The sequence below is a fragment of the Actinoplanes sp. NPDC023801 genome, from assembly GCF_040639655.1.
Classification (GTDB): domain Bacteria; phylum Actinomycetota; class Actinomycetes; order Mycobacteriales; family Micromonosporaceae; genus Actinoplanes.
The window spans coordinates 1-23,600 of record NZ_JBFAAI010000009.1 but is presented as its reverse complement, the minus strand read 5'-3'; the positions used below and the strand labels follow the sequence as shown (position 1 = coordinate 23,600).

Annotated in this window: 28 protein-coding genes and 1 pseudogene; 19 read left to right on the top strand and 10 right to left on the bottom strand. The window is 71.3% G+C overall.

The window, feature by feature from the left end; genetic code table 11:
* Window positions 1-72: 72 nt before the first annotated feature.
* Both AB0G04_RS18130 and AB0G04_RS18125 read right to left on the bottom strand, forming a co-directional pair.
* Entirely contained in the window at window positions 73-507 is a 435-nt protein-coding gene (locus AB0G04_RS18130; RefSeq protein WP_360983416.1) for an ATP-binding protein, read from the bottom strand.
* 148 nt (window positions 508-655) lie between these two features.
* On the bottom strand, window positions 656-1,291 hold the full coding sequence (locus AB0G04_RS18125) for a DUF6098 family protein (protein WP_360983414.1): 636 nt from the start codon (window positions 1,289-1,291) through the stop codon (window positions 656-658).
* Window positions 1,292-1,330: 39 nt separating this feature from the next.
* Between AB0G04_RS18125 and AB0G04_RS18120 the strand changes: the two genes are divergently transcribed.
* Window positions 1,331-1,960, top strand: coding sequence for a GAF domain-containing protein (locus AB0G04_RS18120; RefSeq protein ID WP_360983949.1), 630 nt, complete (start codon window positions 1,331-1,333; stop codon window positions 1,958-1,960).
* Between the two features lie 22 nt (window positions 1,961-1,982).
* On the opposite strand, the gene AB0G04_RS18115 is transcribed toward AB0G04_RS18120, so the two are convergent.
* Window positions 1,983-2,360 carry a DUF2795 domain-containing protein gene (locus AB0G04_RS18115; protein ID WP_360983412.1) on the bottom strand — a complete coding sequence of 126 codons (378 nt, stop codon included), beginning with the start codon at window positions 2,358-2,360 and terminating at the stop codon, window positions 1,983-1,985.
* Window positions 2,361-2,504: 144 nt separating this feature from the next.
* Here AB0G04_RS18115 and AB0G04_RS18110 point away from each other — a divergent pair, with 144 nt between their 5' ends.
* From AB0G04_RS18110 to AB0G04_RS18100, 3 genes are all read left to right on the top strand, one after another.
* A complete protein-coding gene (locus AB0G04_RS18110) occupies window positions 2,505-4,709 on the top strand; it encodes a SpoIIE family protein phosphatase (RefSeq protein WP_360983410.1) in 2,205 nt (734 codons plus the stop codon).
* A gap of 79 nt (window positions 4,710-4,788) precedes the next feature.
* Window positions 4,789-5,145, top strand: a complete 357-nt coding sequence (locus tag AB0G04_RS18105) for an STAS domain-containing protein (RefSeq protein WP_360983408.1) — start codon at window positions 4,789-4,791, stop codon at window positions 5,143-5,145.
* On the top strand, window positions 5,138-5,551 hold the full coding sequence (locus tag AB0G04_RS18100; protein WP_360983406.1) for an ATP-binding protein: 414 nt from the start codon (window positions 5,138-5,140) through the stop codon (window positions 5,549-5,551). Before AB0G04_RS18105 ends, AB0G04_RS18100 begins: the two co-directional genes overlap by 8 nt.
* 374 nt (window positions 5,552-5,925) lie before the next feature.
* Here the strand turns inward: AB0G04_RS18100 and AB0G04_RS18095 are convergent, their stop codons facing one another.
* Window positions 5,926-7,083 (bottom strand): hypothetical protein, encoded by a 1,158-nt coding sequence (locus AB0G04_RS18095; RefSeq protein WP_360983404.1) that lies wholly within the window; start codon window positions 7,081-7,083, stop codon window positions 5,926-5,928.
* A 247-nt stretch (window positions 7,084-7,330) separates the two neighbouring features.
* On the opposite strand from AB0G04_RS18095, the gene AB0G04_RS18090 reads away from it, so the two are divergent.
* Window positions 7,331-8,464: a glutamate--cysteine ligase gene (locus AB0G04_RS18090; RefSeq protein ID WP_360983402.1), complete on the top strand. Its 1,134-nt coding sequence runs from the start codon at window positions 7,331-7,333 to the stop codon at window positions 8,462-8,464.
* A gap of 85 nt (window positions 8,465-8,549) precedes the next feature.
* Here the strand turns inward: AB0G04_RS18090 and AB0G04_RS18085 are convergent, their stop codons facing one another.
* A complete protein-coding gene (locus AB0G04_RS18085) occupies window positions 8,550-8,759 on the bottom strand; it encodes a hypothetical protein (protein WP_360983400.1) in 210 nt (69 codons plus the stop codon).
* Window positions 8,760-8,898: 139 nt separating this feature from the next.
* Here AB0G04_RS18085 and AB0G04_RS18080 point away from each other — a divergent pair, with 139 nt between their 5' ends.
* The 4 genes from AB0G04_RS18080 to AB0G04_RS18065 all read left to right on the top strand — a co-directional run bounded on the left by AB0G04_RS18080 (window position 8,899) and on the right by AB0G04_RS18065 (window position 12,449).
* Complete coding sequence (locus AB0G04_RS18080) at window positions 8,899-9,348, top strand: DUF4383 domain-containing protein (protein WP_360983398.1); 450 nt, start codon at window positions 8,899-8,901, stop codon at window positions 9,346-9,348.
* Window positions 9,349-9,368: 20 nt separating this feature from the next.
* Window positions 9,369-10,763 carry a hypothetical protein gene (locus AB0G04_RS18075; RefSeq protein ID WP_360983396.1) on the top strand — a complete coding sequence of 465 codons (1,395 nt, stop codon included), beginning with the start codon at window positions 9,369-9,371 and terminating at the stop codon, window positions 10,761-10,763.
* A gap of 96 nt (window positions 10,764-10,859) precedes the next feature.
* The gene (locus AB0G04_RS18070; protein ID WP_360983394.1) at window positions 10,860-12,023 is read left to right on the top strand and encodes a sigma-70 family RNA polymerase sigma factor; all 1,164 of its coding nucleotides are present in this window, start codon (window positions 10,860-10,862) and stop codon (window positions 12,021-12,023) included.
* 36 nt (window positions 12,024-12,059) lie between these two features.
* Entirely contained in the window at window positions 12,060-12,449 is a 390-nt protein-coding gene (locus AB0G04_RS18065; protein ID WP_360983392.1) for a hypothetical protein, read from the top strand.
* Window positions 12,450-12,482: 33 nt separating this feature from the next.
* Here AB0G04_RS18065 and AB0G04_RS18060 read toward each other — a convergent pair whose 3' ends face one another.
* On the bottom strand, window positions 12,483-12,923 hold the full coding sequence (locus AB0G04_RS18060) for an STAS domain-containing protein (RefSeq protein WP_360983390.1): 441 nt from the start codon (window positions 12,921-12,923) through the stop codon (window positions 12,483-12,485).
* A gap of 85 nt (window positions 12,924-13,008) precedes the next feature.
* Between AB0G04_RS18060 and AB0G04_RS18055 the strand changes: the two genes are divergently transcribed.
* Window positions 13,009-13,398: an ATP-binding protein gene (locus tag AB0G04_RS18055; protein WP_360983388.1), complete on the top strand. Its 390-nt coding sequence runs from the start codon at window positions 13,009-13,011 to the stop codon at window positions 13,396-13,398.
* Window positions 13,399-13,439: 41 nt separating this feature from the next.
* On the opposite strand, the gene AB0G04_RS18050 is transcribed toward AB0G04_RS18055, so the two are convergent.
* Both AB0G04_RS18050 and AB0G04_RS18045 read right to left on the bottom strand, forming a co-directional pair.
* Window positions 13,440-13,592, bottom strand: coding sequence for a hypothetical protein (locus tag AB0G04_RS18050; RefSeq protein WP_360983386.1), 153 nt, complete (start codon window positions 13,590-13,592; stop codon window positions 13,440-13,442).
* Window positions 13,593-13,694: 102 nt separating this feature from the next.
* A complete protein-coding gene (locus tag AB0G04_RS18045; protein ID WP_360983384.1) occupies window positions 13,695-14,651 on the bottom strand; it encodes a helix-turn-helix transcriptional regulator in 957 nt (318 codons plus the stop codon).
* Between the two features lie 120 nt (window positions 14,652-14,771).
* Between AB0G04_RS18045 and AB0G04_RS18040 the strand changes: the two genes are divergently transcribed.
* From AB0G04_RS18040 to AB0G04_RS18005, 8 genes and pseudogenes are all read left to right on the top strand, one after another.
* A complete protein-coding gene (locus tag AB0G04_RS18040; RefSeq protein WP_360983382.1) occupies window positions 14,772-15,632 on the top strand; it encodes a PHB depolymerase family esterase in 861 nt (286 codons plus the stop codon).
* 92 nt (window positions 15,633-15,724) lie between these two features.
* Window positions 15,725-16,402, top strand: a complete 678-nt coding sequence (locus AB0G04_RS18035; protein ID WP_360983380.1) for an HAD family hydrolase — start codon at window positions 15,725-15,727, stop codon at window positions 16,400-16,402.
* Between the two features lie 49 nt (window positions 16,403-16,451).
* Window positions 16,452-18,245 carry a thiamine pyrophosphate-requiring protein gene (locus AB0G04_RS18030; protein ID WP_360983378.1) on the top strand — a complete coding sequence of 598 codons (1,794 nt, stop codon included), beginning with the start codon at window positions 16,452-16,454 and terminating at the stop codon, window positions 18,243-18,245.
* 232 nt (window positions 18,246-18,477) lie between these two features.
* Complete coding sequence (locus AB0G04_RS18025; protein ID WP_360983376.1) at window positions 18,478-18,822, top strand: hypothetical protein; 345 nt, start codon at window positions 18,478-18,480, stop codon at window positions 18,820-18,822.
* 88 nt (window positions 18,823-18,910) lie between these two features.
* Entirely contained in the window at window positions 18,911-19,834 is a 924-nt protein-coding gene (locus tag AB0G04_RS18020) for a cation diffusion facilitator family transporter (RefSeq protein WP_360983374.1), read from the top strand.
* 194 nt (window positions 19,835-20,028) lie between these two features.
* Complete coding sequence (locus AB0G04_RS18015) at window positions 20,029-20,508, top strand: hypothetical protein (protein ID WP_360983372.1); 480 nt, start codon at window positions 20,029-20,031, stop codon at window positions 20,506-20,508.
* Between the two features lie 367 nt (window positions 20,509-20,875).
* Window positions 20,876-21,313: pseudogene (locus tag AB0G04_RS18010) on the top strand (hypothetical protein); the annotation flags it as partial.
* A gap of 64 nt (window positions 21,314-21,377) precedes the next feature.
* Entirely contained in the window at window positions 21,378-21,956 is a 579-nt protein-coding gene (locus AB0G04_RS18005; protein ID WP_360983370.1) for a hypothetical protein, read from the top strand.
* 4 nt (window positions 21,957-21,960) lie between these two features.
* Here AB0G04_RS18005 and AB0G04_RS18000 read toward each other — a convergent pair whose 3' ends face one another.
* Entirely contained in the window at window positions 21,961-22,098 is a 138-nt protein-coding gene (locus AB0G04_RS18000) for a hypothetical protein (protein ID WP_360983368.1), read from the bottom strand.
* 192 nt (window positions 22,099-22,290) lie between these two features.
* Here AB0G04_RS18000 and AB0G04_RS17995 point away from each other — a divergent pair, with 192 nt between their 5' ends.
* Complete coding sequence (locus AB0G04_RS17995) at window positions 22,291-22,803, top strand: GNAT family N-acetyltransferase (protein WP_360983365.1); 513 nt, start codon at window positions 22,291-22,293, stop codon at window positions 22,801-22,803.
* A 12-nt stretch (window positions 22,804-22,815) separates the two neighbouring features.
* On the opposite strand, the gene AB0G04_RS17990 is transcribed toward AB0G04_RS17995, so the two are convergent.
* Complete coding sequence (locus AB0G04_RS17990) at window positions 22,816-23,376, bottom strand: GNAT family protein (protein WP_360983363.1); 561 nt, start codon at window positions 23,374-23,376, stop codon at window positions 22,816-22,818.
* Between the last annotated feature and the right edge of the window lie 224 nt (window positions 23,377-23,600).

The window sequence follows — 23,600 nt, the reverse complement described above, 5'->3', positions numbered from 1 at the left end:
GCACTCCCTCCATCGTCTCGGTCCGGTCGGCTACCCCGCCCGGCGCCGCTCATGCGACCCGGCCCGCAGCGGTCACGGCACCGGGCGGCGGGGCAGGGCCAAGGTCGCCCACACGGTCTTGCCGCCCGCGGCGGTTGAGTATCCCCAGGTGGTGCTGACCGCTTCGACGAGGCGCAGCCCCCGGCCCGTCATCGAGGTGACCGGGACGGGGGCCGCCACCGGTGGTGACGCGTTGCCGTCCCGCACGCCGAGATAGAGCCCCTCCGGCCGCAACGCCAGGTGCAGCGTCATGATCGTGTGGGCGTGGTCGAGGACGTTGCTCACCAGTTCGCTGATGATCAGCACCGCGGGGGCGGTCAGATCTTCCACCTCCCAGCGGACGCAGGCCTCGGTGACGAGATCGCGGGCGTGGCGGGCGGCGCCGGGAAGCGGCAGCAGGTCCTCGGCGAACGTACGCGCCGCATGGTCGGCGTGCTCCGAGGTCGAATCCCGTCCGTTGCGCGACACGACGGCCTCCCGGCTGGTTCGGCGAGCGGACCTGGTCGTTCGCTCCTGCAATCTATCTCGACCGACGCAGAAAACGACGCAACCTGGTCCAAAATGGCGCCGCCGGCTGCGGCCCGCTCAAGCTGTGGCTCCTCAGGATCTGGTCTCCTCAGGCTCTGGTGCGCCGGTCCAGCGGGCCCCACTCGGGCGAGCCCTGGGACTCCACCAGCTCCCGCGACTCCCGCAACGCCGCGTCCGAGATCCACGCCACCGGCCCGCGGCAGCGCACCAGCGGCTCGTTGTCCGGACCGCGCCCGCAGACGTCGCCTGCCAGAACCCACGGCCGCGTACCGGCTCCGCGCAGATCCTGCAGGTGCCGGTAGTCGTAGAGCCGGCGCGCCACCCAGAGACGTGCCGGCCGGTCCTTCCACCACTCCTCCACCGCGAGCGAGTTCGCGGACAGTCCCGGCAACGGCACCCCGGTCAGCGAGTCCCGGCTCGACGCCGCATCCGCCAGGTCCAGATCGGGGCCCCTCGACCATCGCACGTACAGGTCCCGCCGGTCCGGATGGCCTTCGGCCAGCGCGACCAGTTCGTCCAGAGTCCTCATGGTCGGTAGGTCTTCGTAACGTGCCACGGTGATCGGGTTCCCGCCGGAATGCGGTTCATGCGGACGGTTGGCCCGTGCCGCTACGGGTAGCCGTGACCGGCCGTCACACGCCCGCCGAGAAGGAGACCCGATGACGACGCCCCAGCGTCCCGCCGACCTACGGCGTCCGGACCAGCAGCCGCTGGCCGACGCCATCGTCACCCTGGCCGAGACCCGGAACACACCTCGGGACTTCTGGCCCGCCTCACGACGGTCGCCCGGCTCGCCGTGGACCGGGTGGCCGCGGCGGACTACGCCTCCGTCACGACGCTGCAGGGCAGCCAATACACCACGGTCGCGGCCAGTGACGACATCGCGGTGGCGGTCGACGAGGCGCAGTACGCGGACGGCCCCTGCCTGCGGGCGATGCGTACCGGCGAACCGGTCACGGTCCCGGACACCACGGCCACGATGCAGTGGCCCGGTTTCCACGAGGTGGCACCCGGCCTGGGACTGGAGTCCTCGGTGTCGATCCCGCTGTACACCGGCCGCGGCACACCGATCGCCGTGCTCAACGTCGACAGCCGCGACCGCTCCGCCATGGAACCGCTGATCGTCGAGGTGGCGGCGCTGTACGCCACCCGCCGCGAACTGAGCCCGGGAGCGGACGGCCCACCGGTGAGCGACCCGGGCGCGGCGGAACTGCTCACCGGTTACGCGCAGGCCCTTGCCGTCCGCGCCACCATCCAGCTGGCCATCCACGTCGTGGCCGGGCGGACGGGCTCCACGCCCGATGACGCCTATGCCCGTCTCTGCGCTCGGGCCGCGGAGACGGGCACGTCCCTGACCGTCGTGGCCGACGCCGTACTGAGGGAGAGTCTCTGACGGTCAGGCGGGCCGGCGCCGGTCAGTGCGGCCGGCGTTCAGCGGACCCGCGGCCGAGCGCCGCCCAGATCTCCGTGACGGTGTGGTAAACCACGCCCTCAGGCAGCCGGTCCAGGTCGTCGAGCACGTCGTCCGGGGCCCCGAGCGTCTCAGCACCGCGCCGCAGAGCCTCGCGGTCGCCGGGCATGCTCGACAACCCGATGAAGGTCCCGAAACGGCTGAGGTCCGCGCTGGCGTCGGCATTGGGCACCCGGCTCACCTCGGGCTGGTCCTCCCCCGCCGGCTCCGGTGTCTTCCATTCCTCGGCCCGGCTGCCGGCGATGCCCTGGATGTTGCCGCGGACCTCCTGCTTCATGCCCTCGTCGAGGCGGGGGCCGTGCTTGCTGCTCACTCGTTCCATACCGGCCGCATACCCGTGACCGGCCGAAACAATCTACTCATACCGCACCTGCCGGGATGGCGCGGCCGGGCCGGCAGCGGCGCGTACTGTTTGGCCGGTCCTCTCGACCAGTGACATCATCGCGCCCGTGGAGTGTCCGATCCCGTGACCGGGTCAGCTGATTCAGCCGGTGCACCGCAACCCGCCCCTCCGGCGGCGGGTCGCGCGCCGCTGTGGCTGGTGCTGGTCATGGTGGTGGTGGCGTACACCGCGGGTGCCTCTCTCGCGTTCGAGGGATTCGGCGCGCCGTCGGTCGTGGTGCTGTTCCTGCCCGCGGGTGTCACCCTGTCGGCGCTGGTGCTCAATCCCCGCCGCAGATGGCCCTGGATTCTGGCCGCGGTGGCCGTCACGGAGATCGTGGTGGACGTGTCACACGGCATGTCCCCGCGGTGGGCGGCGGGTTTCGCCCTGGCGAACACGGCCGAGCCACTGCTCGGTGCACTGTTGCTGCGCAGATACGTGCCGGCCGCGGTGGACCTGCGACGCCGCCGTGACCTTCTGGCGTTCCTCGGCTGCTGTGTCGCCGCCGGGCCGGTCGCCGGAGCGAGTATCGGCGCCACGACGCTGGCCGCGAGCGTCTCCGCGTCATGGCCGCAGGCGTTCGTGTCGTTCTGGGCCGGCGACGCGACCGGCGTACTCACCGTGGCCGGCGGCATCCTCGCCTGGCGGTACAGCACGGACGGCAGATCGGGGGCCGTCCGATGGGCCGTGAGCGTCGGGTCGGCGGTGGCGGCGACGGTCATCGGCTTCTGGCCGGACGGCGTGCCGTTGTTCTACCTGCCCATTCCGGTCCTGTTCGCCGTGGCGTTCAGCCAGCCACTGGTGGTGACACTCGCGGCCGGCATGGCGACGACGGTGGCGGCGAATCTGATGACGAGCACCGGCCATGGCCCGTGGGCGGCGCTGGAGACCTCGGACCAGCTGATCACCGTGACGCTGCAACTGTTCCTCGCGACCACGATCCTCGGCGCCTGGGCCCTCGTCGTCGGGGTGGCCGAACGGGATCGCGCCCGCCGGGACACCTCGGTGGAACGGGCCGCCCGGCAGCGCCTGCACGCTCTGCAGGTCCTCACCACGGATCTCGCCAAGGCCGTCACCTCCGGGGAGATCGCCCAGGCGGTGGTGCGTGAGAGTATCGGACTGATCGCCGACCACGGCAGCGTCGCACTCGTCGTACCCGGCAGTTCGGAGATCGTCCGGTGGACCTCCGCGGACCGGCCCGCGGACATGCCGGACGGATATCAGCAGGTCCCGGCCGACGCCGCGACCCCGCACCATGACGTGATCCGGGCCGGGCGGCGCCTGGTGCATCAGACCCGGGCCGACGCGGTGGCCGCGTATCCGCACCTCGAGGGCCTCTACCATGCCCTCGACGTCCACAGCGGTCTGTGCGTGCCGATCACCGGCGATGACGCCGTCGTTCTGGGTTCGCTGGCTTTCAGCTTCCACCGCGAGCACGCCGCCGACGCCGACGTGCTGTCCTTCGCCGAGACTCTGGCGAACCTCACCGGCCAGGCCCTGCGCCGCGCGCAGGTCTACGAACGCGAACACGACGCCACGCAGCAGCTGCAGCAGGCTCTGCTGCCGGCGCTCAGCACCGGACTCGCCGGCATCGAGGTCTGTGCCGACTACCGGCCCGCCGACGTGGCCCATCAGGTCGGCGGCGACTGGTACGACGTGTTTCCCGTGCCGGAGGGACGGATCGGTTTCGCGGTCGGCGACGTGGTCGGGCATCAGCTGGCCGCCGCGGCGGCGATGGCACGCCTGCAGTCCTCGTTGCGCGTCCTGGCGCAGACCGCACCGGACCCGGCCCACGCCCTCGGTGACCTCGACCGGGCCAGCGCCCTCATCCCCCATTCGAGAACGGCCACCGTCGGATACGCCGACTACGACCCGGCCACCCGGGTTCTCCGGTACGCCTGTGCGGGGCACCTGCCGCCGTTGCTGGTCACCGGGGACCGGGCCGCCTATCTGTGGGACGGCCGATCGCTGCCGCTCGGAGTCGGACCGTCCACGCGGAGCCACGGCCGGCTCGTCGTGCCGGACGACGCCGTACTCGTCTGGTTCACCGACGGCCTCGTCGAACGCCCGGACGAGCAACTGGCCGCGACCATGCAGCGGCTCGCCGACGTCGCCGGCGGCCTCCCCGGCCCGGACGCGACGACGCTGTGCCGTCACCTTCTCGCCCGTATGGTCGGCGACCGGGAGCTCGCCGACGACACCGTCATCCTGTGCGTCCAGTTCACCGGCGCAGCGCCGGCCGCGCCCGTGACGGCCGGCTCCGCGCCGATCGCTCCGGGAGCCGGTTGACACCCGCAGTTCACGCCGATCATGCTGACCCTGGCGTCACGGCGCCCAGGCCGACTCGGAAAGGTTCCGCACACCACTCATGTCCGAGTTCCAGGCGCGCACGAAGCGAGACGCCGACACACTGGTGGTCGCCTTGGCCGGGGAATGCGATCTTCGCAGCCTCGACGAGATGACGGCGATCCTGATGGATGCTGTCCGGTCCAGCGACAAGGTCGCCGTCGATCTCGCCGAAGTATGGTTCCTCGACTCCAGTGGCCTGCATGCGCTGGTCACCGCCCACCACGCGGCGGCCGCACGCTCGGGCCGCCTGTACGTCGTCAATCCCTCCGGAAGCGTCGCGACCGTCCTGGAGATCACCGGCATCCTCGAGTTGCTGCGACAGCCGGCACCGGCGGAGGGCGCCGGCGAGGCACGGCAGGCCGAACAGCATGACTGAGCCGAACACACCCGCCGCCCCCGCCGACATCACCTACCACCAGGCCGACGACCTCCCGCTGGTTCGCGCCTTCGCGCAACGGCATGCCGAGAACCTCGGCCTGGGCCCGGACCAGGTCATGTCGCTGGTCATCGCCGTCAGCGAACTGGTCACCAACACCCTGCAGCACACCTCCGGCGGCGGCCGGGTCCGGATCTGGACGGACAACGGCCGGGTCATCTGCGATGTCATCGACCACGGCCCGATGCGAGCTTTCGGCCGCCCGATGCCCGCGCCGGATGCGGACCGCGGGCGGGGCCTGGCCATCGTCGAACGGCTGTGCGGGCCGGTCGACGCCATCGCCGGCGAGGAGGGAACCATCGTCCGGCTGCGTTTCGAGGCCGGACCACGGAGCGCGCCGGGATAGTGCCGGCACCGGGGTGACGCCGGCCGGTACGGGATCAGGCCCGCCAGCCGGCGCCCGGCACCTCAGGACTTGTCTGCCGCCGTGTGCCCGGACGGTCCGTACGGAGAGACCTGTCCCTCCGGCGTGGGCCGGTCACCGCTCCGGTCGTGGCTTCCGCCCGGCGCGCTCGTCGGGTTGGCATCCTCCGTACGCTGCTTGGTGGTCGGGGATTCTCCGCTGCGGCGGATCTCCGGTTGCTGCGGATTCGTCATCGGGTTCTCCTCCTGTTCATGCCACGGGTCCGGGCGGGACCGGCCCGCCCGTTTCCCCGCGGCGGGATACCCCCGATCAACGGGAACAATCGAGTCATCCAGGACACCCCGGCCCGTGTGCGGTCATGCCACGGCCCGCTGCGCCATCCGTCCGGGCGATGACGGCGCATCCGGGTGCGGCACCTCCCCCACCCGGCGGCTGATCGTCGGGCCGTGGACCGCCTGCCACGGCGTGCCGGCCGGATCCGCTGCGAACCGCTCCAGCACGGCAACACCGATGTAGCGGTCCGAGACGCCGTAGAACAGGTAGTCGGCCGTGCCGATGCGCGCCAGGCCGCTCGGGAAGACGATGTGCCGGTCGATGCCGGCCTGCTCCTCGGTGGTCTCCGGCGCCAGCAACGGCTCGGTCGTGCGGTAGCGGACCCGGGTGACGTCGTCGGCGTCGAGCAGCATCGCCCCGGCCGCGTAGTCGAGCCGCGGAACGGGGCCGCCGTTGTCGTGCTCGCTGACCCCGTGATGGATCAGCAGCCAGCCCTCCGGCACCCGGATCGGCGGCGGGCCGGCCCCGATCTTCATCGATTCGAACGGGAACTCCGGCTGCGCGACCGGCCGGTGCTGATCGAGCATCACCAGGGCCCGCAGATCTGCCGCGACCGCGTCGACCGGGGTGAACGACACCCAGATGCTGTGCCGGGGATCGGTGACACCCGTGGGCAGGTCGAGCACGGAACCCCACATCGGGCGGTGCAGGAAGGCGTACGACAGCCGGCCGTCCGGCGCCGTCACGGGCTCCGGGAAGAGGGCCACGTCCTTGTTCGGGAAGACGTTCAGATCGTGCGCGAGTCCGGGGTCGTACGCGAAATGCAACGGCCCCAGACGCCGCCACGTGCGGAAGTCCTCCGACACGACCAGTGCGGGCCGCGCCCCGTAGGCCCCGCCGTGCGCGGTGTACGACATCACGTACATGCCGAGCGATTCCATCCAGGTGGCCCGCGGATCCTCGATACCGCCGCGTCCGCCGCCACGTTCCCACGGCTCGTCCGGGCCCATCACCACCTCACCGCGGCGCACCCCGACCGGTACCCCGCCGTTGAGCACCAGTTCCACTCTGCGCAGCCGGGACACATTGCCCTCCGCGGTCACCCGCGCCAGCAGGCACCAGCGGCCGTCCGCGGTGCGGCCCACGGTGGGATTGAAGGCTCCCCAGAACTCCACCGGGTCGTTCGGATCCGGCGACATGATCAATCCCAGTCGGCGCAGCTTGTAGGAAGGCAACGTCATGACCGTCTCACCCCCGTGATCGGGGAGTCTCGGACTCCCCCACCGTCGTCTGATTCCGCCACGTGGAGCAGTAGATCAAGAACTCCTAGTGACGAGGGCGCCGTCTACCCGGCCGATCGACCGACAAACAGACCATTCCGGGAACGGTTTTCCCCACCCGGGTCGTTTGCCGGTGATCGACCCGGGTAGCCAGCGGCCCCGCGCCGGCATCCCGGCGCCCAGGACCGGGCGAGGAACCATGACATCCATGATCACGGCTGGCAGACCTGCCACCGGGCCCGCCATGGCGCGGGCATTGACCGTCGGCGTCGAGGAGGAGTTCCTCCTTCTCGACCCGGCCACCGGCGCCAACCTTCCGGTCAGCGACCGGGTGACCGCGGCGCTGCCCGAGTCGGTCCGGCTGCGCAGCCGGACCGAGATGCGGCGCAGCATGATGGAGCTGGTCACCGGCGTCTGCACCGAGATGGGCGACGTACGGGCACAGCTGTCGGCACAGCGCCGGGCAGCCGCCGACGTCGCCGAGGCCGCCGGCGCGAGACTGGTCGCCGTCGGCGCCACCCCGGTCGCCGAACCGGACGTCGGCGTACCGTCCGGGCAGCGCTATCACGACCTGGCTGATCGGTACGGTCCGGTCGCCCACGACCCGGCGGTGTGCGGACTGCACGTGCACGTCGGCGTCGCCGACCGCGAACTGGCCGTACAGGTGTGCAACCACCTGCAGGTCTGGCTGCCGGTGATCCGCGCTCTGACCTCCAACTCGCCACTGTTCCTCGGTGCCGACACGGGCCACGCCAGCTGGCGGTCGGTGCAGTTGCTGCGCTGGCCCAGCATCGGCCCGACCCCGTACTTCTCCACTTTGAGGGACTACGGCCGTACCGTGGCCGAACTCGTGTCCTCCCGGATGGTCCTCGACGAGGCATCGATCTACTGGTACGCGCGCCTCTCCCCCACCTATCCCACGGTCGAGATCCGGGTCGGTGACGTCTGCACCGACGTTGACGACACCGTCCTGGTGACCGCGCTCGTCCGGGCCGCCGTCGCGACCGCCATCAACGACATCCGCGCCGGACTGCCCGCGGCCCGGCCCCGCGACTGCCTGCTGGACGCGGCGAACTGGCGCTCGGCCCACGACGGGCTCGGCGGCGACCTGATCGATCTGCGGCTGGGCCGCCCCCGCCCGGCCTGGGACCTGATCGACGAGTTCTTCGCCACGGTGAGTCCCGCCCTGCTAGAGAGCGGCGATCTCGAACTCGTCCTGGAGGGGCTGAACCGGCTGCGCGACAGCGGCGACGGCGCCACCCGGCAGCGGTCGATCCTCCGCGGAACCGGCGACATCCGAGCCGTGCTGGCGGCCCTGGCCGCCTGGACCCGCGCCGGGTGAGGCGTGCACGATGATGGGTGCCCCACAGGACCGGGCACCCATCACACCTGCTCATGTCCTCCATATTTGATTGGTCGGGGCGGTTTCAGTCGGGGCGGTAGACGCCGGTGTCACCGGACACCGCGTCCGCGTCGTAGCCGCTGCGGCCCGCCGATCCGGTCTCCTCGGTGATCTCCGGTTCCGCCTCACCGGTCGTCACCGACTCGCCCGGCCGCCGCAGGGACGCCTCGTACGCCGGAGTGCCGTCCGGCTCGTCGGTCGGGTGCCGGTCGGCACGTTCGTACTCATCGCTCATGGGGCGCGACTTCCCCGCAGTTCCGCAGCTAAACGACCGGTCCCGACCGTGGACGTCCCGGGAGGGAAGGCGATCGGACCTCACCCGTTTACGACCGGTCACGGTGGGAAGCCGTGCGCTCTCCAGAAAGGACCTCACCATGAGCACGCACGGCAACGCCGTCGATACGGCACGCAGCCCCGTTCGTACCGCCGCCCTGGTCGTCTCCGCCACCTTCCTGCTCGTCGGGGTGGCGGGGTTCATCCCCGGCCTCACCACCGACTACGGCGACATGACGTTCGCCGGCCACCAATCCGAGGCTCACCTGCTCGGCATCTTCCAGGTGTCGATCCTGCACAACATCGTCCACCTGCTGTTCGGTGCCGCCGGCCTGGCCATGGCCCGTACCGCCTCCGGTGCCCGCGCCTTCCTGATCGGTGGTGGCGCGATCTATCTGGTGCTGTGGGTGTACGGCCTGATCGTCGGCGAGGACAGCGCCGCCAACTTCGTGCCCCTGAACGGGGCCGACGACTGGCTGCACCTCGGTCTCGGCCTCGGGATGCTCGCACTGGGTCTGCTGCTCACGCGCCGGACCGCGACCCGGCACTGAACACGGCGGGGGCCGCGGTGATGAATCCGAACGTGGACCCGGCCCGGACGGCCGCGCCCGGCGCCGGGCGGGTGATGTGCCCCGACAGCGTCGGCCATGCTCTGCTGGCCATGTCGGTACCTCCCGACCGTCGCCGGCGCGGCTTCCTCACCCGGGTACCGATACCGGGCCGGCACGGCGAGCTTCCCGAACCGCTGCGCCGCGCGGCACTGGCCGCGGACACCGTCGACGACGCTCTGCCGGTCGCCCAGATCGAGCACGTCGACGCCGAGGCGGTCGCCCGGTGGATCGTCGGCCACCATGCGTCCGATTCCTACCCCGGGGTGGTCCTCGGATCGCCGCACGGCGCGGCCGTACACCTGGCCGTGGCGTGCGGCGCCGCCTGGCTGCCGGCCTCGTTCACCATCACCACCCCGTGGCCCGGCGGGTCGCCCGGCAACTGGGTGTCGGCCATGGCCTGGGGCACCCGGCTGGCACAGCAGATCATCACCGGCAACCCCGGGGTCACCGTACGACAGGTGCACGATCCCGTGCTGCGCGGCAGTCTGTGCGGCACCACGGTGTCACTGCAGGTGCGCTGGCGCACGCTGCCCGAGGCGTACCGCAATTTTCTGGGCTCCCGCCTCACCACGGGCGGCGCCTGTGTCCTGGTCCGTGACCTGCGGACCTGGCCCGTGCTGGATGGACCGCCGGGCTACAGCTTCCAGATCGGGTCCACGACCAGCGGCTGGAGCCCCGCCGGCCATCGCAACGACGATTTCGCGTTCCTTCGTCTGCTGCACCGGATCGGCGCCGGCGACTGGACCGACCCGGCAGCCGACCTGCCCCTCCAATACGCCGAGACCAGCGTCGAACCCGCACTCGAACCGCAGCTACGGAAGATCGCCGCCGAGAACGGGTCGGCCGGGCACCGGCTGCTCTACAACGACCCGCAGGTGTTCAGCGCCGCGGTCGCCGACCTGTACCGGACCCGGCTGGTGCGGCGCGACGGCGGATCGCACGCCGTGGTGAGCAGCGGCCGCATGATCGACCCGTGGCAGGCACTCGACGCCGGCGTGGTGCCGTACTGGTGTGAGGCGCCGACGCGTACCGCCGCCGACGCCACCGAACTGTGGCTGGCCGGCAGCCGCCCGTACGACCGGATCAGTGTGCTGCCGGAACCGCCCGGAACATCACACGACCGGCTCGCCTCCCTCGCGCACTGGCGGTCGATCGCCGCCTTCGCCCGTCATACCGGCGGCGTGGACAACCTTCTGGCCGGCCGCTATCCGATGTTCCCGGCGCCGCTCGGGCACGCTTCCGACTTCATGCGGCAGGCCGCGGTGACGCGCCGGCGGCCGGAGCCCGTCTCCGTCGACGAGGCGGTGCGGCACCTCGCCCGGCACCGCACCTCACCCGGGCTGATGGTCGCCTGACCGGCCGCTGACCTCGCGGGGCCTGATCGGTCGATGTCGTTTTGCCCGGTCCGCCGAGGGCATTGGTCTGCCAGGGGTCGGGACTAAGGAGACGGCATGCCGTTGAAGCAGCGGGCCGCGACGCCCGGCGGCACTCAGGCGCCGGACGATGCGCTGGAGAACCTCGACGAGGTCGCCGAGCGCTACGCGTACGCCTTGAAAGACGCGGACGGCGTACGGGCGCACCGGTTACGTGACGAGATGATCCGTACGGCACTCCCCATGGCGGACCGGCTGGCCCGCCGCTACCGCAACGGCTCCGAGCCGCTCGCCGATCTGGAACAGGTGGCCCGCCTGGGCCTGGTGAAGGTCGTCAACCGCTACGCGCCGGAGCGGGGGTCCTTCACCGCGTACGCCGTCCACACCATCGTCGGCGAACTGAAGCGGCACCTGCGCGACCGGAGCTGGGCGGTGCACGTTCCCCGCCCCATGCAGGAACTGTCGATGGCCGTGAGCCGGCACGAGGGGGACCTGACCGGGGAACTCGGCCGCCGGCCGACCGACGCCGAGACAGCGCACCGCGCAGACATCACCCTCGGCGACCTCGACAAGGCACGGCTCACCGCGGCCGGCTACCGCTCCCTGTCGCTCGACATGCCGATCGGTGAAGGTGACGCGCAGCTCGGCGACCTGTTCGGTGAGCCGGATGCGGCGCTGGAGCAGGTCGCCGACCGCCTGACGGTCAACGACCTGATCGCCGCCCTTCCCGAACGGGACCGGTACGTCGTGATCTCGACCTTCTACGGGGGCCGTACCCAGGCGGACATCGCGGCGGAGCTCAGCACCTCGCAGATGCAGGTCTCCCGCATCCTGTCGCGGGTGCTGGCCTGGCTGCGGGAAGGACTGCTCACCGATCGTGTACCGCGCCGGCCGGGCTCGGGCAGCCAGGAACCGGACGCGTTCGACATCACCACCACGGTCTCGTCCGCCGGGCGGATCGACGTGGCTGTCCGCGGCGAGGTGGACCGCGACAACGCCGGGCGGCTACGGACCGCCCTGCTGGACCTGATCTGCCGTCAGCCCGCCGGCCGGCAGGTCACCCTGCAGCTCGCCGAGGTACCGCTGATGGACGCGGCAGGCGTGCGGGTGCTGCTCGCCGTGTACGAGGCCGCGCAGGCCCGGGGCGTCGCCGTGACCGCCGCCGGCTTGAATCCCCTCGTCCGCAGAATCGCCGCCGTCACGGGACTGACCCCGATGCTGGCGCCGCAGGACCGGAGCTGATCCGGCCGCCTGCCTTCACCGGAGGAAGCCGCCGGCGTGGAGCCTGACAACCGGACATGGGACGAGCTGGTGGAGCAATCTCACCACCGCGGTGAGCGGGCGGCACGCCGCGCCGCCGAAGCACGCGAGCGAGGGGAAGAGATCGACAGCGCACGCCGCGCCTTCACCAGCTCGGGCGAGGCCGCGGCGCTGTCGACCCCGCAGACCGTCGCGCGGGCCCCCGACCTCGCGGATGAGAGCCGGGAACGGTCCGCGGGCACGCACCTCGACGCCGCCCGGGCCCACGATCTCGCCGAACGTGCGAGCCGTCGAGCGGCTGTCACCGATCCGGCTCACGCGGCCGAGCATCAGGAACACGCGCGGCGGCATCACGACGAGGCGGCGCAGGCCAGACGCGACGCCGACGCGGACAGGCAGGCCCGGTGACCCGCAGCGCCGACGCCCGGCCACCGTTTCACCTCAGACAGTGGGGACGTCCGGTCCGGAGGTGACGGCCAGGGCTTTGTGGACCCCACTGATTCTGAGCACCTGATAGACGATGCCGGTCGCGTTGACGACCCGGAACTCCCGGCCCATCCGCAGGCTGGCGTCGCGACCGCGCAGCAGGGCGCGAACACCGGCGGCGGCAACGAAAGTCACTCGCCGCAGGTCCACCACGACCTCGGACACGTCGTGCCGTCCGGCGGCGTTCGCGATCAGCTCGGCGCAACCGTCGCCGGTGTCCTCGTCGAGTTCGCCCGCGATGATCAGCCGCTGCACGCCCGCGCCGTCGTCGCGCTTCGTCACGGAGAACGGGTCACCATGGGGCCCTCCTGACGGATTTCGTTGCTGCAGTGCAACGACATCAGGAAATCCGTTCTTGACATGATCAAACGTCGATACCTCGATCAGCCAGATCATGGTCGCGTGTCGTTCCGGTTCGCCGGGTTGGCACCTCTGTGTCAGGGTATGAGGTCACCGTCATGGGAAACGGGAAAGTCGAGTAGTGAGCGAACTGAGCGCTGAGGTCGAACTGCCGGACGGAAACGGCGCCGCGTCGGCCGCGCGCGGTGCGGTCCGGTCGGTGCTGATCGACTGGGATTTCCGCGACGAGGAATGGCTGTACGGGGTGACGCTGATCGTCAGTGAACTCGTCACGAACGCCGTCCGCCACGGCGGCGGCTGCCTGTCCCTGCGGCTGCATGCCGGGGACGGCGGCGTCAGTGTCGCCGTCGCTGACCGTTCCACGACGGTCCCCCACCGGCGGCACGCCGACGAGAGGTCGATCGGTGGACGGGGGCTCACCTTCGTCGAGGAGTTCGCCCAGGACTGGGGCGTCCGGTTGCACCGCGACGGTAAGCACGTCTGGGTGCGGCTGGCACCCCATCCCCGCTGACGGCCGGCCGGCGTGTGCGGGCCCGGGCCGTCCGCTCCCGCTCAGCGACGGGTCACGGGGGCGTTGCCGGGATCGAGGTCGAACGGGTGGCGCAGCCGGCGCATCGCCTCGGCGCTGCGGTCGCTGCCCGACACCGGCGCCTCGTGCTTCGTCGGCAGTTGCTCGCCACGAAACTCCACGATACTTACCGACATTTCAGATCCCCCGTCATCAGGTACAAACATTGCGTGGGCAGTATTACCCGTACACCCCGATTTGGGAACCTGGTTCCCTGCTTCGCAGCCGGCGACATGGAATCAGGACGATGTCAGGCTTTGGCCGAGAGCCGTGGCCCGGTGCAGGATCGCGCCGCCGTCGCGGCGGCTGGACACCAGCCCGGCGGCCCGCAACGCGGACAGGTGCTCGGACGACGACGAGACACTGATCCCGGCGTGCCGGGCGATCGACGAGGTGGTGTGCCGCCCGGGCCGGGCGACCTGCGTCAGCACCGCGCTCCTGGTCCGGCCGAACAGGCCGGCCAGCGGATCAGCCGCCGGCCCGCCGTCCAGTCCCGCCGGTGCCTCGACCGGATAGACCACCAGGGCGGGCTGATCCGCCCGGATCAGCACCCGGGGCCGCGGCCCGGCGAACGGTGACGGCAGCAGGAAAAGGCCGTTCCCGCCGAGCCGCACGTCACCGTCCCGCCAGGAATCCACCTCCAGCACCGGGCTGCGCCACCGGATCCCCGGATGCAGACCGGAGAGCAGACCCTCCGCGCCGGCGCGGGCGAAGCGGGCCGCGGCCTCGCCGACAGCCTGCCGATGGTTACGGGTCAACGCCGCCCAGTCCGGCTCCAGCACCTGATGGAAGTACGCCCGCATGGCGGTGACCAGCGCGTCCAGCACCCCGGAGTCGGCGTCGGCGAACCGGCGCCGCGCCGTGCTCGCCGGGGCACCGGTGTAGGCCGCCGACACCTGTGCCCGCACCTTGCGGACCGGCGTCGAGCGGATCACCGCCAGCCCGTCCTCGATCGACGCCACGCCGTCCCACGGGGTCACGAAGTCCGGCGCGGGACCCTGCGCCGCGATCAGATGGTGCAACGGCCGCAACGCCGCACCGGACTCCGCCACCCGGCGTGCCAGCACCGGCAGGGCAGCGGCCAGCGGCGGCCGGCGCAGAGCCTGGCTGGCCAGCAGCACGGTGCTGGCCGGGTGCAGCCGGTCGGTGAACCGGACCCGCGTCAGGTCCGCGTATTCCAGCCACAGGCGCAACATCCGCCCAGCTTGCCATGGGTTTCGGCGCTCGCCGAAACCGTTGACCGGCGGCGGCAGCGGGCCGAGGCTGCACACGTCGCGGTCGGTGGAGACAGGAGAAGACCTTTGCGGCGTACGCTCATGATCCTGGTATCGGTTTGCGGTCTGATGCTGGCCGCCTGCACAAGTGAACCGCCGGCGGCACCGGCCCCGTCGGCGGCACAGCGGCCCGCCGCGGGCGACCACCGGCTGACCGTCGACGTCGGCGGCAAGCAACGCGCCTTCCTGTTGCACGCCCCGCCCGGCTACACCGGTGACAGGCCGGTCCCGCTGGTGGTCGCCCTGCACTTCTATCCCGGTTCCGGGGAACGCCTGCGCGCCATGATCGAGATGGACGCCAAGGCCGACGAGCACGGCTTCCTGGTCGCCTACCCGGACGGGATCGCCGGCGGTTTCAACGCGCTGATCTGCTGCGGCGCCGAGGACGACGTCGCCTTCCTCAAGGCGCTGACCGGCCGGCTGATCGCCGGCTGGCGGGTCGACGCCGATCGGGTCTACGCCACCGGCATCTCCAACGGCGGCGACATGAGTTTCCGCGCCGCGATCGAGGCGACCGGTGTGTTCGCCGCCGTCGGGGTGGTGAGCGGCGGGTACGGCGGGCCGAAGACCGAGGCGGCCGGCTTCGTCCCGGCGAAGCCGGTGTCGGTGCTGAGCATCGTCGGCGGGGCGGACAAGTACTACGACATCTTCGACGCCGGCCTGAAGAAGTGGCGCGAACGGCTCCGCTGCCGACCGCTGCCGGTGCCACCGCCCGTCACGGACGGGGTCGAGCGGTCCCGCACACGCTGCGCCGACGGCTCGGACGTCGAGGTGTACGTGGTCACCGGCATGGGCCACGCGTGGCCGGGGGCGAAGTCCGGGGAGCTGGCCCTGCCGGACGCGCCGATCGTTGCCACCGACCTGCTGTGGGACTTCTTCGCCGCCCATCCCCGGCTGCGGTGACCACCCCGTCGCCGCCGCCCCCTGCCGCATCGGGCGGCGGCGACGGGAGGACGTAAAGGTATGACAGGCGCCGCGGCGGGCAGTGAGAGATCATGGCAGACACCGCGATCTTCGATGTCGACGGCACACTCGTCGACACCAACTACCACCACGCCCTGGCCTGGTCCCGTGCCTTCCGCCGCTTCGGCATCACCCGGCCGATGTGGCGCATCCACCGCGGTATCGGCATGGGCGGGGACAATTTCGTGCCCGAGGTCGGCGGCCGCGACGTCGAGGAGCAACACGGCGACGAACTCCGCGAGGCATGGGCGCGGGAGTTCGACCAGCTCATCGGGGAGGTGCAGCCCTTCGAAGGCGCGTACGAGCTGCTGGCCGAGGTCAAGGACCGGGGATTCCGCCTGGTCCTGGCCAGCTCCGGCAAACGCGAGCACGTCGAGACGTTCCTCGACCTGATCGGCGCCCGGTCCCTCGCCGACGCCTGGACCACCTCGGACGACGTGGCCAACACCAAACCGGAGCCGGACCTCGTGGCGGCGGCCCTCGGCAAGGTCGGCGGTACGGGCGGAGTCATGGTCGGCGACTCGGTCTACGACGCCCAGGCGGCGGCGAAGCTCGACGTGCCGGTCATCGGGGTCCGTACCGGCGGGTTCTCGGTCGGTGAGCTGCACGAGGCCGGTGTCCTGCAGGTCTTCGACTCGCTGGTCGCCTTCCGCCACGCCCTCGACGGGACTCCGCTGGCGCGCGCCGGCCGGTCCGCCGACGGTGGTTGAGCGCCAGGGCGCCGGGTAGTGACGGCTCGACCGACGAGGGAGGGACACGATGGCCGAGCGAACGGTATCGGACCTGGTGGTGGAACGGATGCTCGCCTGGGGTACCGAGCGGGTCTTCGGGTATTCCGGTGACGGCATCGACGGCGTGATGGGTGCGCTGCGCCGGTCCGGGAAGCCGGCGTTCGTGCAGGCCCGCCACGAGGAGGCGGCGGCGTTCATGGCGGTGGGGCACGCCAAGTACACCGGCGGGCCCGGTGTCTGCCTGGCGACCCAGGGCCCGGGCGCCGTCCATCTGCTCAACGGTCTGTACGACGCGAAGCTGGACTCCCAGCCGGTGGTCGCGATCGTCGGCCAGCAGAAGTCCACCGTGCTGGGCAGCGCCTACCAGCAGGAGATCGATCTGGTACGGCTGTTCGCCGACGTGTGCGCCCAGTTCGTGCAGGTGGCGCACTCCCCCGAGCAGGTGCCGATGCTGCTGGACCGCGCTTTCCGGACCGCCCTGGCGACGCGCAGTCCCACCTGCGTGATCCTGCCGCACGACGTGCAGTCGGCGCCGGCCCCCGATCCGGAGGCCCAGGAGCACGGGGTGCTGGTGACCAGTCCCGGGCTGCGTCCGGCGCGGCTGGTGCCACGGCCGGAGGACCTGCGCGAAGCAGCCGGGGTTCTCGCCTCCGGCGAACGGGTCGCGATCATGGTCGGGCAGGGCTCCTACGGAGCCCGGCAGGAGATTCTCGACCTCGCCGAACGCCTCGGGGCGGGCATCACCGCGTCGCTGCTCGGCAAGCCGGTCCTCGACGAGAGACTGCCGCGGCACACCGGTGTCATGGGACATCTCGGCACCACGGCGAGTGAGGAGCTGATGCGCGGCTGCGACACGCTGCTGCTGGTCGGCACGAACGACCCGTGGACGGAGTTCTACCCGAAACCCGGCCAGGCACGGGCCGTGCAGATCGACATCGACGGCCGGCGCCTGGGCGTACGGTATCCGGTCGAGGTGCCGCTGCTCGGTGACGCCGCCGAAACGCTGCGGGAGCTGCTGGAACACGTACCGGCCCGGCCCCGCACCGCCTGGACCGCACAGGTGAAGGAGTCGGTGCGACGCTGGCACGGCATCGCGGAGGCCCGCGCCGCCGCAGCGGCCGAACCGCTCAACCCGCAGCACGTCGTGCGGTCCCTGTCCGACCGGTTGCCCGCCGACGCGCAGGTCGCCGTGGACGTCGGTTCGGTCGTCTACTGGTACGCCCGGCACCTGCGCCTGCCGGCCGGCGTTCCGGCACACCTGTCCAGCACGCTCGCCTCCATGGGGTGCGGGCTGCCGTACGGTCTGGCCGCGAAACTCGCCTCCCCGCAGCGTCCGGTCGTCGTGCTCACCGGCGACGGGGCGATGCAGATGACCGGGCTGGCGGAGCTCGTCACGGTGGCCGCGCGCTGGCGTGACTGGGCCGACCCGCGTTTCGTGATCTGCGTGCTCGACAACCGTGATCTCGCCGAGGTGAGCTGGGAGCAACGCGAGGCGGAGGGCGAGCCACGGTTCGTGACCTCGCAGGAGCTGCCCGGCGTGCCGTACGCCCGGTACGCCGAACTGCTCGGTCTGCGCGGACTGCGGGTCACGGAACCCGGCGACATGGCGCGGGCGTGGGACACCGCACTCGCCGCTGACCGGCCGGTGCTGATCGAGACGACTGTCGATCCGGCGATCCCGTTGCTCCCGCCCGGCCGCCCGTACGAGCAGGTGCAGGCCATGTATCAGGGTCTGGCCGCCGAGCCGGGCGACCAGGCCCGCCGCGCCGAGGCCCACCTGCGCCGCGAACGCGCCGACGAGGGATACGACGACCCGCACTGATCGGGCGGGCGGCTCCGGCCGGTCGGCGGGCGACCCGCGGCTCAGCGTCGGCGAGGATGCCACCCTGACCGCGTGGCACACCAGCACCCTGCCGCTCACCGGCCGGCTCCGCGATCTGACCGGCCTGCGCCTGGACGGGTCGCGGGAGTCGCTCGACGAGCTCTGGGCGTGGCGGCGCGATTCGCGGGACCTACTGCGGGCCGAGTTCGCCGGGGTGGCGCCGTCGCTCGCAATGTCGTACTACGGCGTGCTCGGCGGCGGGACCGACGCGGCCGCCGCGCCCCGTGATCCGTGGTACCGGGTGACGGTCGAGCTCGTCACGGCGTACATCGGTGAGGTGGTTGCCGCCCAGGCTCCGGGCACCGTGTGGGCGATCGGTGAGGCGGGCGAGCTCGGGTTGGTCCGCCGCTCCGGGACCGGGCTGCCGTGGCGGGTGCTCGCGATCGTCCACCGCGCGTTCGGCGCCGCGGACGACGAGTTCGACCCGCACCGGCTGCGCCGTCTCGCCGACGACATGCTCCGATGGGTCGGCGGGGACCCCGCGAATCAGGCCTGGATCACTCGCGAGGACGCTTAGAGCGGGGTGGGGTGGGGCCCGACCATCCGCAACACATGCTAGCATGCGCATATATGCATGGGACCGGCCGTCGAAGAGAGAACACCTGATGGGGCACGGACACAGTCACGACCACGGCCCGGCGACCGCGACCGGCCGGCACCGCGGCGCCCTCGTCGGCGCACTGTCGATCTCGGTCGTCATCTTCGTGATCGAGGTGATCGGCGCGCTGGTCACCGGCAGTCTCGCCCTGCTGGCCGACGCCGGGCACGTACTCGCCGACGCCGGCGGCGTGGCACTCGCCCTGGGCGCCACCCTGCTGGCCGCGCGCCCCGCCTCCGGCCGCCGCACCTTCGGCTGGGCCCGCGCGGAGATCCTGGCCGCCGCGGTCAACGGTCTCCTCCTCGCCGGCATGGGTGTCTACGTCTTCGTCGAAGGTATCCGGCGGCTGTTCGAACCCGCCCAGGTCGACGCCGGCGGGATGGCGCTGTTCGGTGCCATCGGCCTGGCCGGCAACCTGATCGGGGTGGCGCTGCTCTACCGGGCGAGGACCGCGAGCCTCAACATGCGCGGCGCGTTCCTGGAGGTCGCCACCGACGCCGTCACCTCGGTGGGCGTCCTGGCCGCCGCCGCGGTGATCGCCCTGACCGGCTTCACCCGCGCCGACGCCATCGTGTCGATCCTGATCGGCCTGATCATCGCCCCGCGCGCGATCCGGCTGCTGCGTGAGGCAGTCAACATCCTGCTCGAGGCCGCCCCGGAGGACGTCGACCTGGAGAACGTGCGGCGGCACATCACCGGGCTCGACCACGTGTCCGGCGTGCACGATCTGCACGTCTACACCGTCACTTCCGGCCTGCCGGTACTCACCGCGCACGTCGTGGTCGACGACTCCTGCTTCCACGACGGCCACGCGCCGCAACTGCTCGACGCCCTGCAGGCATGCCTGGCCGGGCACTTCGACGTCGAACACTCCACCTTCCAGCTGGAACCGGCCGGCCACGCCGGGCACGAACACGCCACCCACGGCTAGCCTGTTCTTCAACCTCAGCCGGTCGAGTGGTGCCGGTTGTTCCCAGGGGCGGGCGTAAGATCGATGGCGAGGGGTCGGCCCCGCATGCGAGCGAGCGGTGGTCCCCCCGGCTCAGTGGGCGAGGCCAGACCCTCGTACGCGTGAGCTGCTATTTTGGCGATCCTATGACGCGACGATTCGGTGACCGAGCCAGATTGGCTGTAGAGGTAGGCGAGGTCTGGCCACCGCCACCCGCCCTGGCCACCGGCGATTTGCGCACCGTCGACCTATGGGCCGGCGGCACCTGGCTGACCACCTCCGACAACACGGCCTACGTCCCCTCCTTCACCCTTTACATGCGGCGCGAGGCGGAGCAAGTGCGCCGCCGTGACATCAAGCTCTCTCCTTTCCCCGGGCACTCGCCGGAGGAAGTCTGCCGCCTGCTCTACGCCGAGATGGGCGAGTCGGACTTCCCGTGGCAATTCCGGCTGATGGACTGGGGCCCGACCACTGACGACGTGACCTGCTTCGCCTACCTGAACGGCGACGAACTAGTCCTCACCCTCGTGCGGCAGGAAGACAAACCCTCACCCGAGGACCAGGCGAAGGTCGTCGTCGCCAAAATTCTGGCGGATGAGTTCGTAGCTGTCCTCACGGAATCATCCGATCTTCTGGATGCCGAACGCGTTCGATAGTGGGTTCCGCCAGCAGCTCCACTCGTCAGGCTGCAGCCCTCGCCTCATCGCAGCAGTGAACAACTCCCCCAACAAGGGAGAACCGAGAACCGAAGTCACACCAATACACCTTCCCGAAGCCACTCAAGGTTGAAGCACAGGGCCAGCGCCTCTTTCATAAGGGAGGCAGGAGCGAGGCGAAGTCCAGCCGCAGCCCAGCCATCCTTATGAAACCGGCGCCAGGTCTCCCGAGCCTCCGCCCGTACTACCGCGACCCCCACAGCGGGCGGCTTTGGGCAACTTTCTCCTGGTGTACCACCTTCCGCCTGATAATCACCTGAACGGGTGGGACTTCGACGGAGAACGATCAAGTGTCTGCGGGGCTGCGATGGCGGGTTGTGTGCTGAGAAGGATCGTGTCGATCGCCGGAGCGGCGGTGATGCTGGCGGCGGTGACCTCCGGGCCTGCCGCGGCTCACTCGGCGGGCATCCAGATCGTGCAGCTCACTGCCGGGTCCGGCCACACGTGTGGGCTGGGCAGCGACGCCAAGACCTACTGCTGGGGCCGGGGCGCCGAGGGCCAGTTGGGTAACGGCAGCACCGTGTACCGCTCGAGCCCGGTGGCGGTGACCGCCCCGGCCGGCGTGAGCTTCACCCAGCTCACCGCCGGGCAAGGCCACACGTGCGGGCTGGGCATCGACAGCCGGGCCTACTGCTGGGGCATGGGCGACTACGGTCAGCTGGGCAACGGTGACACCGCGAACCGGTCGGCCCCGGCAGCGGTGACCACCCCGGCGGGGGTGAGCCTCACCCAGCTCATCGCCGGCGACCGCCACACGCGACGCGAACACGAACCGGTCGGCCCCCGTAGCCGTGAGCACCCCGGCCGGGGTGAGCCTGACCCAGGTCGCCGCCGGCGGCTTCCACACGTGCGGGCTGGGCAGCGACACCAACACCTACTGCTGGGGCCTCAACGAGACCAGTCAGCTGGGCAACGGCGCAACCGCGAACCGGTCGGGCCTGGTGGCGGTGACCACCCCGGCGGGGGTGAGCTTCACCCAGCTCGCCGCCGGGAGCAACCACACATGCGGGCTGGGCAGCGACGACAAGACCTACTGCTGGGGCTACGGCCACTACGGGCAGCTGGGCAACGGCGACACCGCGAACCGGTCGACCCCGGCGGCGATGACCACCCCGGCCGGGGCGAGTTTCACCCGGCTCATTGCCGGCTGGCACCACACGTGCGCGCTGGGCAGCGACACCAACACCTACTGCTGGGGCCTCAACGAGACCAGTCAGCTGGGCGACGGCGGAACCGCGGACCGGTCGACCCCGGTGGCGGTCCCGATAACCCCGGCCAGCTCACCGCCGGCCGCCCCGCAGCCCCCGACCGGTGTCACCATCACCGCCGGGGACCAGCAGATCACCGTGTCCTGGACCGCCCCCTCGGACCTGGCGACGGCACCCTGACCGGCTACACCGCCACCACCTCGCCCGGCGGACAGAGCTGCACCAGCAGCGGACCCACGACGTGCACGATCGCCGGCCTGACGAGCGGCCTTACCGACACGGTCACCGTGGTAGCCACCACCACCGCGGGAAGCTCGACCACCGGCAATCGCTATCTCGGACCGCCCTCGCGGAGCTGAGCGACGGCACGCTGACCGGCTGCACCGGCGGTCCGGCACCACGTCACCCTCGGCGCCGGGAGGCCTGGCCGCGGTGAAGCCGGGTGGCCGGTGCGGGAAGTGGGACCGCCCGGCCGATGCGCCGGTCGCTGTCAGGATCAGCGAGCATGAGCGTCATGACCGATGCTGACGACGGATACGTGGTACGCCGGGCGACGCCGGCCGACCTTGACGCGGTCTCGGAGGTGCTTGCCGAGGGCCGGGTCACCGCACCGCCGGCAACCGGTGGCGAACCGGCGGTGCGGACCGAGCGTCAGACCACCGCATGGGCGCAGATGATGGCGACGCCGGCCATGACCGTCTACCTGGCCGAGCAGAACGGGCAGCCCGTCGGCACGGCCACCCTGCTCGTCATGCCACATCTGACCTATGACTGCCGGCCGTCAGCGTTTCTTGAGGCGGTGGTGGTCAGGTACGCCCACCGGCGCCGTGGGGTGGCAGCCATGCTCCTGCGGCACGCGCTCGCCGATGCCCGAGCCGCGTCATGTTTGAAAGTCCAGCTCCTGTCGCACAAGCGCCATGCCGAGGACGGCGCGCATCGGCTCTACCTCTCCGCCGGTTTCCGGCCGGAGGCGGAGGGATTCCGGCTCTACCTGGACGCGTGGGACATCCCCGGCACGGACTCGTGAACGCCCTCGGTGTCAGCGAGCGGTTCCGGCTGCCTCGAGATCTGTCACGATCATCGAGAGCACGGCCAGGTCGTGTGCCGCTTCGTCTTCCCATTCGGCCATCCGCAGCGTGCCCTCGTGCTGGAATCCGGCCTTCTCGGCGGCTCGCAAGGACGCGACGTTGCCGGTGCGGGCATGCAGCTGGACCCGTCGCATCCCGCCTTCGGTGAGCGCCCAGCAGCCGACCGCACGGGCCGCCTCGGTCGCATAGCCGCGACCGCGCCGATCGGCCCGGACCATGTAGCCGATCTCGCAACTGCCGGCTTCCCAGTCGGTGTCCCGCAGCCCGATGCTGCCGACGATCTCGCCGGTGGAGCTCTCCAGCATCACCAGGTGCACGCCTCCGCCGTCAAGGCGATGCCGGTGCACCGTCTCAGCCAGCCACCCGGGCAGCTCGGCGGCGGTTGCGGGGCAGACCGGCGGCAGGGCCGTGCGGTCGCCGGCCGCCAGGAATGCCGCGATCGGGGTCTCGTCCTGTGGTCCGAACTCGCGAAGCTCCAGTGAGCCAGTGACGATCTTCGCTGGTGGGAACATGGCGAGCAGCCTAGCGCCCGTCTCACAAGGGAGGGCTGGCTGCGGCGTGGCCGGCCGCCGCAAGGCCGGCTCCGCGGCGGGCGATCAGCGACCCGTTCAGTGCATCTCGCATTCCGTGACAGTGGGTGCCATGTGCAGGAACGGGCGCAGTTCCAGCCACTCGTGGATCGGCCGGCCGTTCGCGCCCGGCGCGGCGGACAGCTCACCGGCCAGCTCGACGGCAC